Consider the following 16,560-nt stretch of genomic DNA (forward strand, 5'->3'; position numbering starts at 1 on the left):
ACGGCTAAAGGTCCGTAGTGACTCAAGACTAATCCAGTAAGCTCGCCTGTGCACGTATCAGGGTTTTTCACCTTTGCTACGTCGCAGCGCAATGTCGGCCAGGCATGACTCCAGCTCACCGAGGTGGTCGATGACCGAATGCACACCCAGCGAATAAAGCTTGAGCGTGGCCTGCGCACGCCGCTGCTCTCGCTCGGCGTTGTTCAGCGCCTGCCATTGCGACGGAGACAGCCCGCACAGTGGGCCGCACGACGCCAGGCCGATCGTCCACAACCCGGCGTTCAGGCCGGATTGCAATAGACGCGGGTCGCCGCTGATCAGCACGCAACCCTCCAACTGGCTGACGTTCAATGCCATCAGGGCCATCCAGCAGGCATCAGGCTGAGGCCAGCCGGCAGTCGGGCGTGGTGCAGCAATCATCCAGTCGTTCACGGGAGCTGCAAGAGGAGTGCTGAGGGCTTCAGGCAACTCGTCGATCCACGCGCAAGGCATTCCCTGATCACGCAATGCCTTCAATGCGTTCTGCGCGCCAGGCGTAAGCTGCGCGTGCTCATCGTCGGGCGTGTCTGACGTCGCGGCCTGCGCACCGAAGTCCACCAGGCAGCCACTAAGGCCGAACAGCAGGGCGGGAAAGGTTGGTAAAGGCATAAGGCGCGGCGCGAGCATGAATATCTCTCTGAAATATTCAAAAACGCTACCGACCTTTTGTGACACTTCAATGAATCTGCGATGACGAAGTTTATCCGTCCCTCATGACTGACAGACCTGCCTTATTCATGACAGAAGGCTTTATACTCCCTCACCTTAGCGTGTGGGGCGTAGCACCCGCGTCATTATTTCGATATCTCGATCAGGAGTGTCAGCTATGCCCGTCACTGGTGCAGGCTTTATCAAGCGTTTGACGCAATTGTCCCTCTGCGCCGGCATGGCGCTGGTCCCGGTGGCCGTACAGGCAGCCGAAAGCGATCCTTGGGAAGGCATCAACCGTTCCATTTTCAGCTTCAACGATACCCTTGACGCTTATACGCTCAAGCCGCTGGCAAAGGGTTATCAGTACATCGCTCCGCAGTTTGTCGAAGACGGTATTCATAACTTCTTCAGCAATATCGGCGATGTCGGCAATCTGGCGAACAACGTCTTGCAGGCCAAACCTGAAGCGGCCGGTGTAGATACCGCACGCCTTATCGTCAACACTACGTTCGGTCTGCTGGGCTTCATTGACGTCGGCACCCGCATGGGCCTGCAACGCAGTGATGAAGACTTCGGCCAGACACTGGGCTACTGGGGTGTGCCAAGCGGCCCGTTCGTGGTGATTCCGCTGCTGGGCCCAAGCACGGTGCGTGACGCCATTGCCAAGTACCCGGACACCTACACCTCCCCGTACCGCTATATTGATCACGTACCCACCCGCAACACGGCGTTGGGCGTCAATCTGGTCGACACGCGTGCCAGCCTGCTGTCCGCCGAGCGCCTGGTCAGTGGTGATCGCTACACCTTCATCCGCAACGCTTACTTGCAGAACCGCGAATTCAAGGTCAAGGACGGGCAGGTCGAAGACGATTTTTAATCGTCAATTTGTATCTGCGTAAATCAATAAAGGCGACCTCGGGTCGCCTTTGTTTTTTTTGAAAGTGTGAACCGGTTCCGCTCGCAGTCAGCTCATGGACACGATTGAAAGCCCCAGTTTCTGTCCGCCGCCTTCTTCATCATTGACCCACACCACCTCGGTTTCTGCCTCAAGCCCCTTGAGCGCAGCATGATCGGAGTCGATGCGCACGCTGAGCTTGTCGCCGATCTGGAATGCGCGGGGCGCCTGTACCTGCATGCCCGAGCTGGAAAGGTCAATGCACACGGCGGGAATCACCTGACCCGCGTGAATCAGGTTGACGTCTGCATCGACGCGCATACGGATGTAATCCCGCTTTTCCTCGTAGTCTCGATCATTTCGACTCATGTACAGTCCTTCGATTTAGTTGCTGATGTGTCAGTTCTTATAACTCTGGGTGATTTGCGATGTAAAGAGCGCAAAGTGAGGGCAGGAGCATGCTTGAAACACCCGTCGGATGGGAGTACCGTCTGCGCCTTGAAGGGCACCTCTGAAACACGAAAGGCACATCCAGTTGTGCGCGTGTTATTACGGAGAGGCTAGAAGCGAATCCAGTAAGCGGGTTCCGGTAATACCGGACCGCCTACGCCAACCTGATCTGGCGCCGTTTGCCCCCATGCCAAAAACCAGTGCCAAGCTGCTGATTATCGATGACGACGACGTAGTGCGCGCAAGCCTTGCCGCCTACCTGGAAGACAGTGGCTTCAGCGTTCTGCAGGCCAGTAACGGCTTGCAGGGAATTCAGATATTCGAGCAAGAGAACCCCGATCTTGTGGTCTGCGATCTGCGCATGCCACAGATGGGCGGTCTTGAGCTGATCCGTCAGGTCACCGCTATCGCGCCTCAGACCCCTGTCATCGTGGTTTCCGGTGCGGGCGTGATGAGCGATGCGGTTGAAGCCCTGCGCCTGGGCGCCGCCGATTATCTGATCAAGCCGCTTGAAGACCTCGCGGTCCTCGAGCATTCGGTGCGCCGCGCACTGGATCGGTCACGCCTGCTCAATGAAAATCAGGTCTATCGTGAACAACTGGAGAAGGCCAATCGCGAGCTCGAAGCCAGCCTTCATCTTTTGCAGGAAGACCAGGACGCAGGCCGGCAAGTACAGATCAACATGCTGCCCATCACCCCTTGGTCAATTGCCGAGTTCAAGTTTGCGCATCAGATCATCCCGTCCCTGTACCTGTCCGGCGACTTCGTGGACTACTTCCGGGTCGACGAACGGCGTGTAGCGTTCTATCTGGCGGATGTTTCTGGCCATGGTGCGTCATCGGCGTTCATTACCGTGCTGCTGAAATTCATGACCACGCGTTTGCTGTTCGAGTCCAAGCGCGGTGGCACGTTGCCCGAATTCAAGCCGTCGGACGTACTGGGGCACATCAATCGCGGGCTCATCAGTTGCAAGCTGGGCAAGCATGTGACGATGGTCGGCGGTGTCATTGACGAAGAGTCGGGTAAACTGACGTATGCCGTCGGCGGCCACTTGCCGCTGCCGGTCTTGTATTCCGAGGGGCAGGCGCGTTATCTGGACGGCCGTGGGCTTCCGGTCGGGCTGTTCAATGAAGCGACGTATCAGGATCATGAAATCGACCTGCCAGCGTCCTTCAGTCTGACCATGTTGTCTGATGGCATACTGGATCTGTTGCCCGGTGATACACTCAAAGAGAAAGAAGCCATTCTTCCGGAGTTGGTGAAGAAGGCTGGCGGCAGACTGGATGGCTTGCAGCGGGTTTTTGAATTGGCAACACTTGGGGAGATGCCGGATGATATCGCCTTGTTAGTGTTAAGCAGGAATCTTGAATGAGTACCGGTAGAATCCAGTTCGCCGAGCAGGAAGGCACCTTCGTTCTCAAGTTCGTGGGTGAAGTGCGGTTGACGCTGTGTTCGGCCCTGGATGCGACCATCGAGCGTATCTTCACTGCGTTGAATTTTTCCGCAGTGGTGATCGACCTCACCGAGACGCGCAGCATCGACAGCACCACGCTTGGCTTGCTGGCGAAGCTGTCGATTCTGTCGCGCCAGAAGGTAGGCCTGCTGCCGACGCTGGTCACCACTCACGAAGACATCACGCGCCTGTTGCAGTCGATGGGCTTCGATCAGGTGTTCAATATCGTTGACCGGCCTCTGCCGCGTCCTGAGTGCCTGACTGACCTGCCGTCACAGGATCAGTGCGAAGAAGTGGTCAAAGCCAAGGTGCTTGAAGCGCACAAGATACTGATGGGCCTGAACGACTCGAATCGTGAAGCATTCCACGATCTGGTCAACGCGCTGGAAGGTCAGCGCTAGGCAATTCACTTACGGGCTCGAATGGCAGGCGATAAAAAGGGCGACACCCGCGAGGGTGCCGCCCTTTTATATTGTCAGGACTTTTTGGCAGACAGCAGCGCTTCCAGTTTTTCCTGATCGCGGGCGAACTGACGAATACCTTCAGCCAGTTTTTCAGTGGCCATGGCATCTTCGTTGGACGCCCAGCGGAACTGGCTCTCGGTCAGGCTCTGACGCGCTTCACCTGCATTGCCCGGCGCAAGTTTCTGCTCCAGCGTGCCAGTGTCTTCAGCCAGTTGCTTGAGCAACTCGGTGCTGATGGTCAGGCGATCACAGCCCGCCAGTTGTTCGATCTGGTTCAGATTGCGGAAGCTGGCACCCATCACCACGGTCTTGAAGTCATTGGCCTTGTAGTAGTTGTAGATGCGCGTCACGGACTGCACGCCGGGATCGTCTGCGCCGACATAATCGGTGCCCGACGACTTCTTGTACCAGTCGTAAATGCGGCCCACGAACGGCGAGATCAGAAACACGCCCGCTTCAGCGCAAGCAACGGCCTGGGCGAAGGAAAACAGCAACGTCAGGTTGGTCTGAATACCGTCCTTCTCGAGCTTCTCGGCAGCACGAATACCTTCCCAGGTCGCCGCCAGCTTGATCAGTACCCGATCACGACTGATGCCCGCAGTATCGTAGAGGCCGATAATGCGCTCACTGCGCTCGATCAGCGCGTCGGTGTCGAACGACAGGCGTGCGTCTACTTCAGTGGACACGCGACCCGGTACAACCTTGAGAATCTCCTGGCCGATGGCAACTGCAAAGCGGTCGCAGGCCAGACCGATGTCGCCCTTGGCACCGCTGAACGCGTCGGCAAGCATCTGATCGTTGCTTTCGCTCGAAGCGGCCTTGAGCAGTAGGGAAGGGTTGGTCGTGGCGTCCTGAGGCTTGAGGCTTTTGATGGCGCCGAAATCGCCGGTATCGGCAACAACAGTGGTGAATTTCTTGAGTTGATCCAGCTTGGAAGTCATGAGCGTGCTCTGTCCTGTGCGGTTGGATGACATTACCCGAGCAATGCCGCCCACTCAAGGCCGCAGGGCATATCGCTTGCGGATGGAGGGTGGACGTTAAGAAGCGGCACTGCCGTGAATACCGTGTCGAGACTGTTTTTGAGCCTCCCACAGACTGCTTGTTCCCTCATTCTGAATTTAACCCCAATAAGCCGGCCGCCAGAAGCGTTCATTACAGGCAATCTGGTGTTGAGCGCTGTGTTGGGTTAAAGATGTTGCATCTCACTGCACTGATCTGAAGGAACCAGCATGCACTCACGATCTTTCCCTACTGTCGCCGCCCTCGGTTTTTCCCTGCTGTCTCTGGGCGCATTGGCCGCCGATCTGTCACCTGATCAACTGCTGAACAAAGCCCAGGCTGAACAAAAAGCCTATCTGGCCACGGTCAAGGAGCTGGTGGGCGTCGACACGGGCACCGGCCAGGCACCGGGCCTGAAAACCGTCAGCGCGCTACTGGTCGAACGCCTTAAGGCGCTGGGCGCCGAGGTCACAACGACGCCTGCGAACCCCTCCGCCGGTGACAACATTGTCGGCACGTTCAAGGGCAACGGCACCCGATCCTTTTTGCTGATGGTCCATTACGACACCGTGTTCGGCCCTGGCACCGCCGCCAGGCGTCCGTTTCGGCTCGACAGCGAGCGTGCCTACGGCCCGGGAGTTGCAGACGCCAAAGGCGGTGTAGCGATGATCCTGCATTCGCTGAAACTGTTGCAGGACGAGCAGTTCAAAGACTTCGGCACACTGACCGTGCTGTTTAACCCTGACGAAGAAACCGGTTCCAGCGGTTCGAAAAAAGTCATCGCTGAACTGGCTCGCCAGAACGATTACGTTTTCTCTTACGAGCCGCCGGACAAGGACGCTGTGACGGTAGCCACCAATGGCATCAATGGCCTGCTGCTCGACGTCAAGGGCAAGTCTTCGCACGCAGGTTCCGCCCCCGAAGCCGGGCGCAATGCAGCCATTGAGCTGGCGCATCAGATGCTGCAACTCAAGGACCTTGGCGACCCAGGCAAAGGCACCACTGTTAACTGGACGCTGATCAAGGGCGGGGAGAAGCGCAACATCATTCCCTCCAGCGCCTCGGCCGAAGCGGACATGCGCTACTCCGATCCAAGCGAGAGCGACCGGGTAATGGCTGACGGCCAGCGTCTTGTCAGGAAAACCCTCGTGGATGGCACCGAAGTGACCTTGCGCATGGAAAAAGGCCGTCCACCGCTGGCCAAAAACCCTGGCTCCGAGCAACTGGCAAAAACTGCGCAGACGCTTTACGCCAAAATCGGTCGCAGCATCGAGCCGATTGCCATGCGTTTCGGCACGGATGCGGGCTACGCCTATGTGCCGGACAGCGCCAAGCCAGCGGTGCTGGAAACCATGGGCGTGGTCGGGGCCGGTTTGCACGCGGATGATGAATACATCGAGCTGTCGAGCATTGCGCCAAGGCTTTATTTGACGGTCGCGTTGATCACGCAATTGTCGCAGGCTGTTGCCGCGCCCTGACAGCTTGAGCCAAGGCCTTTCGTCGACGCACCGGGCATTCGAGATTGACCTGGCGCGCGATAAACGATTAACTGTATATGCATACAGTTAATCAAAAAAGGCTCACCTCATGAGTGTCACATTCCTCGGCCCGCTTTCGGCAGGGGGCATCAAGCTCCCGTTCATATCCATGTCAGCGGTTGGCTCCCAGTCACCCGTGATCGAGAGGCACGTCTCGATTGCGGAGTTGTGTGGCGTTCGCGAGCCGCATGTCTACCTGGCCAGGGTCGAGGATGAGGGCATGCAAGGGTGCGGCATGTCCCGCGGCGACATGCTGGTAGTCGATCGCAGTCAGTACGCAGAGCACGGTGATATCGTCGTCGCTTCGCTCAATACCCGGCAGATATGCCGACGGTTGCACATGCGTGGTCACGTCGTGATTCTGCAGTCCGAAAACGCAGACTACCCGCCGCTGCACGTGACCGACAACGACGACCTGATCATTCTGGGGGTCGTGACCTATAGCCTCAAAAGCCTTCTTGAAGGGCGCGCGGCGTGCTCGTCCCCTCGATGAGCAGCCTCACGGCCTTGCATTGCACAGCATCGCGTGATCTCCTGCCGCCCTACACTACTGAACCGGAAATCGAGCATGCAGGAACAAATTGACCAGTTACGGCTGCCCAAGGCTATTCAGGCAGAAATAAGTGATCTGGTGAGAGCGCTTGACGCCGCCAGCACCCGCGCCGATATAGAAGCCGAGGGCGCGCTGCAAATCGAATACATCCATCGCCTGGAAACCACCAAGGGCAAAGGCGGAAAACTTCGCCCCGCCGATGCCGAGAAGCTTTACATCATTTTTGACGACGCCGTTCAGGCGCGGTTGCAGGCGCTCGCCGGATAAACTGCGTCTTTACTCTGTATTGATGCTTAACTGCGCCCCTGAACCAGCAATTTGCGCGGTTTATTTCGGGTATGAATTGCTATGCGGTTATCGGGCTTCATTCTTGAGAACATCGAACCGATCGTGACGGAGTGGGCAGATTTTGCGCACACCATGGCCACGCCCGGAGAGCCTCTCGACATCACAGCGCTCAGAGATCATGCCGAGCAAATGCTTCAAGTCATTGCTGCAGATCTTCTGACCAGGCAATCTTCGCAGGAGCAGGTTGACAAGTCGCAGGGGCAAGTTGTGTCGGAAGAAAAAACCGCTGCGAAAACCCATGCCATGACGCGGCTCATGTCAGGCTTTACCATCGACCAGGTGGTCTCGGAATTTCGCGCCTTGCGGGCCAGCGTCATCAAGCTGTGGATGGCTCAGGAAATAGGCAACACGCAGTCGCAACTTGGCGACATGATCCGCTTCAACGAAGCAATCGATCAGGCGCTCGCAGAGTCCATTTCCAGCTATACCGGCGCGGTTCAGGCCTCGCGCAATATCTTCCTGGGCATCCTCGGGCATGACTTGCGAACCCCGCTAAGCGCCATACTGCTGGGTGCCGACGTGCTCCTGCGCACCAGTGATCTGGGGCCGAGATCGACCAAGGTTGCCTCAAGAATCTATTCCAGCGTGAAACGAGCCAGCCAGATCGTCGGTGATCTTCTGGACTTCACTCGCTCACAGATCGGTCCCGGCATACCGATGAAAAAAACCGAAATAGACATTCAGCCCGTTTGCGCCCGTATCGTCGACGAGTCGCGCACAGTCAACCCCGAGGCAGACATTCGCCTGACGTCGATCGAACCGGTAGTCGGTGATTTCGATGGTGACCGGCTGGAGCAGGTCTTTTCAAACCTCATCGGCAACGCCGTCCAGCACGGCAACAGCCGCGATCCTGTCGAAGTTACCTTGGCAGCCTCCGACGGCACACTCCAATTCACCGTCCACAACACCGGTACTCCAATCCCGGCAGACGTACTGCCGTTCATTTTCAACCCGATGGGACGCTACTCACCCGAACAGATGACCGACAACGGCCCGTATTCCAGCCTCGGGCTTGGCTTGTTTATCGTTGCGAGGATAGTGGACGCTCATGGTGGGCGCATCGAGGTAACATCGAAAGCAGAGCAGGGCACTACGTTTGCGGTGTTTATTCCGTTGAAGGCAGGGTGAGGGCGCTGGTTATAGTCGCGGTACGAACTGTTCCTTAATGAGATGAAAAGATGCCAGGTGCCGGGATTTTATTTTGGATGGGTGGCGTCGTCTTGATAATTTGATTATGTGAAAAGTATGAAAGTAGCAAAGATCCTTCTTCGGCTTGCTTTGTATTCTGCGTATTTTTGGTGCTTGTTACTTTTCGCGTTGTTTCAAGGCTCGGAATATGACTGGATGGAACCTCAGTACAGGCCCGCAATATCCGCTGAAAATTCCGGTAATCGAGAAGGATTTCGAGGCCTGCTTGTTTTTGTTGCCGTGATCTTGCAGGTTGTCATAGCGTTCTTTTTTTCCAGAAAAGAAGCGATCTCTACCGTTGTTCTGTTTGGCTTGATAATCGTCTTTTTTCGGTAGTTGACGGCGTGATATTCCTCAGTCAACGCCCAGCACCGAGGTCGCCATGATCGATGGTCAAAGCCTTGGCAAGCTGGTGGCGACCGCCGCAGGCCTTCGCATCGTACGCAGGCCATGCGTTTGGAAGGGGAGCAGGAGCGCAAAAGCGCTGCGCAGCGCCTGGCGCAGGTCTGCAACAAATGTGTGTGAAACTTGTCTACACTGGGTCAAACAATTAGACCAGCAGAGGACGCACCATGTATTCAAAACCCGATCTTCAGCGAGTTCTTGAAACGGCTTTTTTGCCCTCCAGGTGCGAGTGCGTCATCGCGGCCAACGAAAGCTTCTCCGTGAAGCTTTTCGACCCCGTATCTGGTGATATCCAGCTATCTGTGGCGGGTATGCCTCTGTCTGAGCTATCCACCAGCCGATCCATCGCACGGCTGGTGCTCTCCCTGAAAGAGCAGAGAGACCTGATGGGTCAGATGGATTTGTCCATGAGGCGACTGGCGTAAGGCCGGATGAGCAGCCCGGTATTTGTCCAGCGCCGTCAGTAAATCGCTGCGATGGCCTGAGCCAGTTGCCGCTCGGACATCCGGGGTTGCGCGGAAATAGAACGGTAGTGCTGAACAGCCTGCTCAAATTGTGCGCCACGTATTTCGCCATCCGAGCCGACGAACGCCAACGCATCGTCCTGCGCGGGTCGGAAAAAATCGGCAACTTTGTCGGCAGCCATTGTCGTTAACAAGGCCGATGCTACTGTGCTCAGAACAACTGTGTTTGGCCCATAACCGTTGCGTTCGTTTGCAAAACCATCAGGCGTTACTTGAATGCTGATCCAGGCTGTCAGAGCGATAGCCAGTGTCTTCCGTGAGTTCATTGTTCGATACGTCCAGTGCATGTTGTGAGCGGGCACGGTAGCAGAGTTGCGTGGTTGGCGAAGTCGGCTTTGAAAATTGATTTATTCCCAACCGCAAAGTGAGTGCTTTAGGTTATCAACTGCACTCTGTCCCACAAAGCGAAATGCACGTCATCAGACGCAGACAATCCGTACCCATCAAAGCCCTGCACTTCCTGATAAACTGCCGTTTCCTGAGCAACCACCTTTGATGCTGCGCGTCAGCCTTCGCCAATTCAGGGTGATTGTTGCCATCACTTCTGTTGCTACATCACTACTGCCGATTGCTGATTTGTAGCAACGAATGTAGGGATGCTGCCTCTTTTTTTGCTGAAAATACTGATGACCATGCAGCCAGATATCGCACCAAACCCCCATTCAACAAGGCCTGGCCTATCCCGCCGCTTCTCCGTCGCCCCCATGATGGACTGGACCGATCACCATTGCCGCTATTTCATGCGGCTGCTCTCCAGCCAGGCATTGCTCTACACCGAGATGGTCACTACCGGTGCCTTGCTCCATGGCGACCGTGAGCGTTTCCTGCGTCACGACGAAACCGAGCACCCGTTGGCATTGCAACTGGGCGGCAGCACGGCGGCGGGCCTGGCGGCGTGTGCGCGGCTAGCGGAGGCGGCGGGGTATGACGAGGTCAATCTGAACGTCGGGTGTCCGAGTGATCGGGTGCAGAACAACATGATCGGCGCGTGCCTGATGGCGCACCCGCAGTTGGTGGCTGATTGCGTGAAGGCCATGCGCGATGCGGTGGGCATTCCGGTCACGGTCAAGCATCGCATCGGCATCAACGGCCGCGACAGTTATGCCGAGTTGTGCGATTTCGTCGGCACGGTTCATGATGCGGGTTGCCAGAGTTTTACGGTTCATGCGCGCATCGCGATTCTTGAGGGGCTGTCTCCCAAGGAGAACCGCGATATTCCGCCACTGCGTTATGACGTGGTTGCGCAACTGAAGACTGATTTTCCTGAACTGGAGATCGTCCTTAACGGCGGCATCAAGACGCTGGAGCAGTGCAGTGAGCATCTGCAGACGTTTGATGGCGTCATGCTGGGTCGTGAGGCGTATCACAACCCGTATCTGCTGGCGCAGGTGGATCAGCAATTGTTCGGCAGTGTTGCGCCGGTCATAAGTCGTCACGCGGCACTGGAGTCGATGCGGCCTTATATCGCCGCGCACATTGCCAGCGGCGGCAACATGCACCACGTGACCCGGCATATGCTCGGGCTTGGTCTGGGGTTCCCCGGCGCGCGGCGTTTTCGGCAGTTGTTGTCGGTGGATATCCACAAAGCGGAAAATCCGCTGCTGTTGCTGGATCAGGCGGCGAAGTTTCTCGAAGGGCATTGATCTCGCGCGCACCGTGCAATCTGGTTGTTCCGGGTCAAAAGAAGCGCTTATTCCAGTGGCGGCGTTGCCGGGCTCGGGCTATGTTGTCGGCATACCCCAACAAGGAAAACGCACATGCACAAAGTCCTGGTTCCTTTCGACGGCTCCGAGCACGCCATGCGCGCCCTGGGCTATGTCATCGAGCTGTCTGGCGACCTCAACAAGCCGCTGGAAGTGCATGTGCTGAACGTGCAGGCCAGCCCTATCGATTACAGCCTTTATCTGGCCCCCGACATGATTGATGGCGTGAAGGCCGGGCTGAAAAATGAAGGCAAGCGGGTGCTCGATGATGCGATTGCGCTGCTGGCGGCCGCGGGCGTGCCGTTCCAGGCCCACGTCGATCTGGGCAACGTTGCCGAGCAGGTTGAGGCCGAAGTTCAGCGGCTGGGTTGCGATGCTGTGGTCATGGGCACTCGCGGGCTTGGCAACTTTGGCGGTCTGTTGCTGGGCTCGGTGGCCACGCGAGTGATCCATGAAGTGTCGGTGCCCGTTACGCTCATCAAGTAGCACGCTTATCAGCTAAAAACTGCGCCTCACGGCTGCGCGGGCACGCGTGTCTGGCGCAGCAACTCGATGTTTTCCGGCGGCACCAGCTTGCGCAGCGATTTATACAGCGCACGGGTTTCCAGCAGGTTCCAGATGCGCAACATGGTTTCCAGTGCATCCAGCGGTTTGCTGATGAAGTCCCGCGCGCCCAATGCAAGGGCGCGCAGACGCGTATCCCGTGTCGCGTCGGCAGTCAGCACCATGATCGGCAGGTAGTCATTGGCCGGGATGCGTCGGTTTAGCTGTTCCAGCACCGCGAAGCCATCAAAATCGGGCATGTGCAGATCCAGCACCACCAGGTCGGGCTCGAAGCTGTTGAACAGGTCCAGCGTGCGCAAGGGTTCGGTGCTGCTCAGCACATTGGTCAACCCCTCGCGGGCAAGCAACTGCTCCATCAGATCGAGGTTGGGCCGCTGGTCGTCAATGATCAGGATACGAAAGTCTCCGCTCATACGGGCTCCGGCAAGTACTGGTCCAGGAGGGCGAGGAACACCGGCACCTGGATGGGTTTGATCAGAATGGCCGTTGCTCCGGCCTCTTTCAGTTCGCGTTGGGCATTGACGCTGGCGTCGGCGGTAATCATCAGCACCGGCGTGTTGGCGGTTGCGGGCAGGCGCCTCAGGCGTTGCAGCACCTCCAGCCCTTTGATGTCCGGCAGGTTGAGGTCCAGCAGAATCAGCTGGGGCGCATGTTGGCGTGCCAGGTCCAGCCCCAGTTGCCCCTGCATGCTCGACAACAACTGGATGCCGGGTCTGCGCTGCAACAGCGTTTCGATCAGCGCCATGCTCGACAGGTTGTCTTCGATACACAGCAGCTTGCCATGATAAGCCGGACGAGCAGCGGGGCGGGTTATTGGTACGGCATCGGCCGGACGCGGCGTCGCAACGGTCGGCGCGTGCACGGCAACAAAAGGCAGTGCAAGGGTGAAACGGCAACCTTCGTTCTGTGTGGTTTGCACTGACAGCGTGCCTTTCATCATCTCCAGCATGCTCTTGCTCAGCGCCAGCCCCAGCCCTGTGCCTTCGACGCTCGGGTTGGCATCCAGCCGTTCAAACGGCTTGAACAACTGACCGAGACGCTCCGGCGCAATGCCATAGCCGGTGTCTACCACGCTCACGGTGACGTGCTCAGCCGACCTGTCGACCTCAATGCGCACCTGACCGTCGGGGCGGTTGTACTTGATGGCGTTGGACAGCAGGTTCAGCAGCACCTGAACCAGACGCTGGCGGTCAGCGATAACGCCGAGTTCGTCAGGCAGGTGCGGCAACTCTTTGAGCTCGATGTTGCCATCCGCAGCCATCGGCGAAACCAGCACCAGCGTTTCCTTGAGGACGCTGGACAGCGAGACCGGTTCGAGGCTCAGGGACACATGCCCGGCTTCGATTCTGGCGATGTCGAGCACTTCATTGATCAACTTCAGCAAATGCTGGCCCGCGCGCAGGATATGGCCTACTTGCGGCCTCTGGCTGGCGGGCGAATCCATGTCCAGCAACTGGGCGAAGCCCAGAATGGAGTTCAGGGGCGTGCGCAGTTCATGGCTCATGCGCGAGAGAAATTCACTCTTCGCCCGGCTGGCGCGCTCGGCTTCTTCACGCGCAGTACCCAGGGCAATTTCGGCAACGCGACGATCGCTGATGTCGCGGGTGATCTTGGAAAAACCACGTAGCTCATCGTTGCTGTCGTATTGCGCGGTGATCACCACGCTGGCCCAGAAACGGCTGCCATCCTTGCGCCGTCGCCAGCTCTCTTCTGTGTAGCGTCCGTTGACGGTGGCTTCGTGCAGCGCCATGTCAGGGTGTTGCGGGCACTCTTGCGGCAGATAGAAAACCGAGAAATGCTGGCCGATGATTTCCTGCTCGGTGTAGCCCTTGATGCGTTCGGCGCCTGCGTTCCAGGTGGTGACATAGCCATTGCGGTCCAGCGCAAAAATGCCGTAATCCTTCACGCCTTCGATAATCAGCCGCAAGCGCTCCTCGTTGTCGCGCAGCGCCCGTTCGCGTTCGGCCAGCAACTGGCCAGCTTCGACCAGGCGCGTGCCGAGTTGACCGATCTCGTCTTTTTCGGGTGGCTGGGGCAGCAACGGGTGCCCGAGCGCCAGACGCTGAGCATTGCGTTGCACCTGATGCACCCTGGCGACGATGCCCTTGGACAGCATCAGTACCGCAAGAATGGCACCGAAAATTCCGCAGGCCGCCGCCAGCAGGGTAGACCACAACAAGCGCTCACGGGTCGCCGCCGCCGCTTCTGTACGCTCCGCCAGCAGGGCGTCCTCGCGCTCGCGCATCACGCCGATCCGTTCGCGCAACTGGTCGAGAACGTACTTGTTTTCGACCAGAATGGCGGCAACGTTTTCGTGGTCTTCCCTGCCCATCGAACGCAGCCTTTCCAGGCCGTCCACCTTGGTGCGGATCAGCGGTTCGATGGATTTGAGGTGCTCGCGCATCTGCTGATCACGGATATTGGCATCGAGCCGCACCAGCGCCGCGTTTATCAGCGGTTGCGCATTGATGTAGCCGGGCAGGAAGTCTTCCTGATGGGTGAGCAGATAGCCACGCACACTGGCCGCACCTTCTGCGATTTGGGTATGAAGCGTCTGAATGTCGCCCTGCACCAGCAGCACCCGGCGCACATCTTCCTCGGCTTGCGCGGTCTGGCGTTCGGCGATGTAGATGAGCACCAGCGAAAACATGAGCATTGCCAGCGGCAGGGAAATCGCAACCAGCGCCTTGCCGCGTAACGGCAGGTCTTCCCAGCGGCTGCTGCCGGTTGCCGTCATCGCCAGTCGCTCGCCGACTGGCTCACCAGCCCCAGTGCCACGCCGCGTACCGCCGCCTGGGTGCGATCCGAAGCGCCCAGCTTGCCAATGACCTTTTCCACGTGCGCCTTGGCGGTGCCGGTGGTGATGCCGAGTTTTTCGCCGATCTCCCGATTGCTGAAGCCGCCTGCAACCAGCCCCAGCACCTGGCGTTCACGGGGCGTCAGCGCTTCCGGCACGCTCGCGCCACTGGTGTTGCGTTCGGTCATGCGTCGCAGCAGGCGCGCACTGACGGCGCTGTTCAATGCCTCTTCGCCACGTGCCACGCGTTGCAGGCCGTCGATCACTTCGTCGCGGCTGGCATCCTTGAGCAGATAGCCCACCGCGCCCGCGCTGATGGCAGCTTCCAGATGGTCGGTGCTGTCGTCCATGGTGAAAATCACCACTTTCAGACCGGGCATGCGTTGTTGAAGAATACGCGCCGCTCCCAGCCCGTTGAGCACCGGCATGCGGATATCGAGAATCGCGATGTCCGGTTGCAGCGCCTGGCACAGGTCGATCGCCTGCTGGCCGTCGGCAGCCTGGCCAACCACTTCGAATTCCGGATGGCCCGCCAGTAACGAGACGAACCCGGTGCGGGTCACCTCATGATCGTCCGCCAGAACCAGTCGCACAGTGTCAGTCATGTTATTGCCTTGTCTGCAGTAAAAGGGACGATGGTGCGTAGCCGGGTGCCACGCCCGGGGCGGCTGACGCAGGTCAGGCGGCCACCCAGCAGGCTGGCGCGTTCCTGCATGGCCACCAGGCCCAGCTTCTGCACGCCCGTGCCGTTGATTGGTTTTTCGGTGATGAAACCACGGCCGTTGTCCTGCAGCCTTAGTGAAACGTTTCCGTCACTCAGTTCCAGCGCCAGTTCTACGCAACTGGCATTGGCGTGCTTGAGCACGTTATTGATGCCTTCCTGAGCGATGCGGAACAGTGCGATTTCCAGGTGGCTGGGCAGGCGCTCCAGAGACTGCGACGTCCACTGCACGATGATGCCCGCTTCACGCAGCCGATCGGCTTCCTTGTCGACGGCCTGCCACAGCCCGAAATCGTCCAGCACGGCCGGTCGCAGGCCGCTGATCAATTGCCGACCCTCACCAACGCAATGCTGCGCCAGTTTCAGGATGGCCTGCAGATCGGCGTCCAGTTGCGCTGGCAGTTCCGGGCAGCGACCGGCAAACCCCTGCAAGCGCTGGTGAAGGCCAGCCAGAGTCTGGGCCAGCCCGTCATGCAGGTCGTAGGCCACGCGTTTGCGTTCGTCTTCCTGCGCTGTGAACAGCTGACGAACCAGTTGTGACATGGTTCGGTCGCGCGCAACCAGCGCTTCGAGCAGGCGATTGTTCTCCAGATGCGCCGCGAGCAGGGTGGCGAGCAGTTGCAGAGACTCGATGTCTTCACCATCGGGTGCGCTGATGGCGACGCTGTTGGCCAGCACCAGCGTACCGAAAGAGCCCTCATCGGCGCCGCGCAAAGGCAGCAGCAGTACGCAGGGCAGGTGAGTGCCCGGCCGCTCCAGCCATTGCGGACCGATGGCCAGCGGGTCGGCAGTCGTTTCGAGGGTGCTCAGGCGTTCTTTGCTGCCATGACGGGCGGTGGTCTGCACGCCGTTGTCGGCGCCCCATTCCAGCAGCAGGCCGTGGTCCATCGCCACAAACGCGCACGCTCGCTGCAACACGCATTTGCGCATGGCTTCGGGGGGCAACTGGATCAGTTCCTGACCCGTATCGACCAGCAGACGAAGGCGTGCGGCACGGCTTTGCGACTGGCGATAATGGTTGCGGATGGCCAGCGCGCTTGCCGGGTCGTGGGGTGGGCTTTGCATGGGGTCTCCAGCGAAGGGCTATGTCAACGAGGGCTGCGTCGGCGAGACGCCACGCCAGCGTTGGCATATAGAGAAGTGACGCTATTAGAACTGTAACAGGAGGTAAAGCCCATCTGCCGATCGGCATACAAAGATAACCCCGGTTGGCCGATGGCTAGCCGGGGCGGGGAAGGCAAAGTAGCTCTCACTGAATCCCTGAACAG

The 16,560-nt window shown here is 58.5% G+C and carries 20 protein-coding genes; 11 read left to right on the forward strand and 9 right to left on the reverse strand.

Going from position 1 to position 16,560, the window contains the following annotated elements; genetic code table 11:
- Positions 1-57 precede the first annotated feature (57 nt).
- Entirely contained in the window at positions 58-666 is a 609-nt protein-coding gene (locus PSPTO_RS10945) for a phosphatase (RefSeq protein WP_046464043.1), read from the reverse strand.
- A gap of 199 nt (positions 667-865) precedes the next feature.
- Between PSPTO_RS10945 and PSPTO_RS10950 the strand changes: the two genes are divergently transcribed.
- Positions 866-1,567, forward strand: coding sequence for an MlaA family lipoprotein (locus PSPTO_RS10950; RefSeq protein WP_003382959.1), 702 nt, complete (start codon positions 866-868; stop codon positions 1,565-1,567).
- An 87-nt stretch (positions 1,568-1,654) separates the two neighbouring features.
- Here the strand turns inward: PSPTO_RS10950 and PSPTO_RS10955 are convergent, their stop codons facing one another.
- On the reverse strand, positions 1,655-1,954 hold the full coding sequence (locus PSPTO_RS10955; protein WP_003382960.1) for a PilZ domain-containing protein: 300 nt from the start codon (positions 1,952-1,954) through the stop codon (positions 1,655-1,657).
- 268 nt (positions 1,955-2,222) lie between these two features.
- Between PSPTO_RS10955 and rssB the strand changes: the two genes are divergently transcribed.
- Positions 2,223-3,407 carry a two-component system response regulator RssB gene (gene rssB / locus PSPTO_RS10960; protein WP_011103855.1) on the forward strand — a complete coding sequence of 395 codons (1,185 nt, stop codon included), beginning with the start codon at positions 2,223-2,225 and terminating at the stop codon, positions 3,405-3,407.
- On the forward strand, positions 3,404-3,889 hold the full coding sequence (gene rssC, locus PSPTO_RS10965; RefSeq protein WP_003315067.1) for an anti-sigma factor antagonist RssC: 486 nt from the start codon (positions 3,404-3,406) through the stop codon (positions 3,887-3,889). The genes rssB and rssC overlap by 4 nt, the downstream gene beginning before the upstream one ends.
- Positions 3,890-3,963: 74 nt before the next feature.
- Here the strand turns inward: rssC and tal are convergent, their stop codons facing one another.
- Complete coding sequence (tal, locus tag PSPTO_RS10970) at positions 3,964-4,893, reverse strand: transaldolase (protein WP_005771350.1); 930 nt, start codon at positions 4,891-4,893, stop codon at positions 3,964-3,966.
- A 288-nt stretch (positions 4,894-5,181) separates the two neighbouring features.
- Here tal and PSPTO_RS10975 point away from each other — a divergent pair, with 288 nt between their 5' ends.
- The 6 genes from PSPTO_RS10975 (at position 5,182) to PSPTO_RS11000 (ending at position 9,408) form a co-directional block, all read left to right on the forward strand.
- A complete protein-coding gene (locus PSPTO_RS10975; RefSeq protein WP_011103856.1) occupies positions 5,182-6,429 on the forward strand; it encodes a M20/M25/M40 family metallo-hydrolase in 1,248 nt (415 codons plus the stop codon).
- Positions 6,430-6,538: 109 nt separating this feature from the next.
- Entirely contained in the window at positions 6,539-6,982 is a 444-nt protein-coding gene (locus PSPTO_RS10980; RefSeq protein ID WP_011103857.1) for a S24 family peptidase, read from the forward strand.
- A gap of 75 nt (positions 6,983-7,057) precedes the next feature.
- Entirely contained in the window at positions 7,058-7,309 is a 252-nt protein-coding gene (locus PSPTO_RS10985) for a hypothetical protein (protein ID WP_003382970.1), read from the forward strand.
- A gap of 81 nt (positions 7,310-7,390) precedes the next feature.
- A complete protein-coding gene (locus PSPTO_RS10990) occupies positions 7,391-8,518 on the forward strand; it encodes a sensor histidine kinase (protein WP_046464042.1) in 1,128 nt (375 codons plus the stop codon).
- A 117-nt stretch (positions 8,519-8,635) separates the two neighbouring features.
- A complete protein-coding gene (locus tag PSPTO_RS10995; protein ID WP_046464041.1) occupies positions 8,636-8,914 on the forward strand; it encodes a hypothetical protein in 279 nt (92 codons plus the stop codon).
- A 236-nt stretch (positions 8,915-9,150) separates the two neighbouring features.
- Positions 9,151-9,408 (forward strand): DUF1652 domain-containing protein, encoded by a 258-nt coding sequence (locus PSPTO_RS11000; RefSeq protein WP_005617091.1) that lies wholly within the window; start codon positions 9,151-9,153, stop codon positions 9,406-9,408.
- A gap of 35 nt (positions 9,409-9,443) precedes the next feature.
- Here PSPTO_RS11000 and PSPTO_RS11005 read toward each other — a convergent pair whose 3' ends face one another.
- Entirely contained in the window at positions 9,444-9,773 is a 330-nt protein-coding gene (locus tag PSPTO_RS11005) for a DUF2388 domain-containing protein (RefSeq protein WP_046464040.1), read from the reverse strand.
- 177 nt (positions 9,774-9,950) lie between these two features.
- Positions 9,951-10,169, reverse strand: a complete 219-nt coding sequence (locus tag PSPTO_RS11010; RefSeq protein ID WP_162491832.1) for a hypothetical protein — start codon at positions 10,167-10,169, stop codon at positions 9,951-9,953.
- Between PSPTO_RS11010 and dusA the strand changes: the two genes are divergently transcribed.
- Positions 10,140-11,150 (forward strand): tRNA dihydrouridine(20/20a) synthase DusA, encoded by a 1,011-nt coding sequence (gene dusA, locus PSPTO_RS11015; protein ID WP_011103861.1) that lies wholly within the window; start codon positions 10,140-10,142, stop codon positions 11,148-11,150. The genes PSPTO_RS11010 and dusA overlap by 30 nt on opposite strands.
- A 114-nt stretch (positions 11,151-11,264) precedes the next feature.
- Positions 11,265-11,696: a universal stress protein gene (locus PSPTO_RS11020; RefSeq protein WP_005770721.1), complete on the forward strand. Its 432-nt coding sequence runs from the start codon at positions 11,265-11,267 to the stop codon at positions 11,694-11,696.
- 26 nt (positions 11,697-11,722) lie between these two features.
- Here PSPTO_RS11020 and PSPTO_RS11025 read toward each other — a convergent pair whose 3' ends face one another.
- From PSPTO_RS11025 to PSPTO_RS11040, 4 genes are read right to left on the reverse strand one after another with little or no spacing between them, the layout of a single operon-like run.
- The gene (locus PSPTO_RS11025; RefSeq protein WP_003382984.1) at positions 11,723-12,187 is read right to left on the reverse strand and encodes a response regulator; all 465 of its coding nucleotides are present in this window, start codon (positions 12,185-12,187) and stop codon (positions 11,723-11,725) included.
- Positions 12,184-14,511, reverse strand: a complete 2,328-nt coding sequence (locus tag PSPTO_RS11030; RefSeq protein ID WP_046464039.1) for an ATP-binding protein — start codon at positions 14,509-14,511, stop codon at positions 12,184-12,186. Before PSPTO_RS11030 ends, PSPTO_RS11025 begins: the two co-directional genes overlap by 4 nt.
- Complete coding sequence (locus PSPTO_RS11035; protein ID WP_005617102.1) at positions 14,508-15,176, reverse strand: response regulator; 669 nt, start codon at positions 15,174-15,176, stop codon at positions 14,508-14,510. The genes PSPTO_RS11030 and PSPTO_RS11035 overlap by 4 nt, the downstream gene beginning before the upstream one ends.
- Positions 15,173-16,357: a sensor histidine kinase gene (locus PSPTO_RS11040; protein ID WP_011103863.1), complete on the reverse strand. Its 1,185-nt coding sequence runs from the start codon at positions 16,355-16,357 to the stop codon at positions 15,173-15,175. Before PSPTO_RS11040 ends, PSPTO_RS11035 begins: the two co-directional genes overlap by 4 nt.
- Positions 16,358-16,560: the final 203 nt, after the last annotated feature.

The organism is Pseudomonas syringae pv. tomato str. DC3000 (assembly GCF_000007805.1).
Taxonomy (GTDB): Bacteria; Pseudomonadota; Gammaproteobacteria; order Pseudomonadales; family Pseudomonadaceae; genus Aquipseudomonas; species Aquipseudomonas avellanae.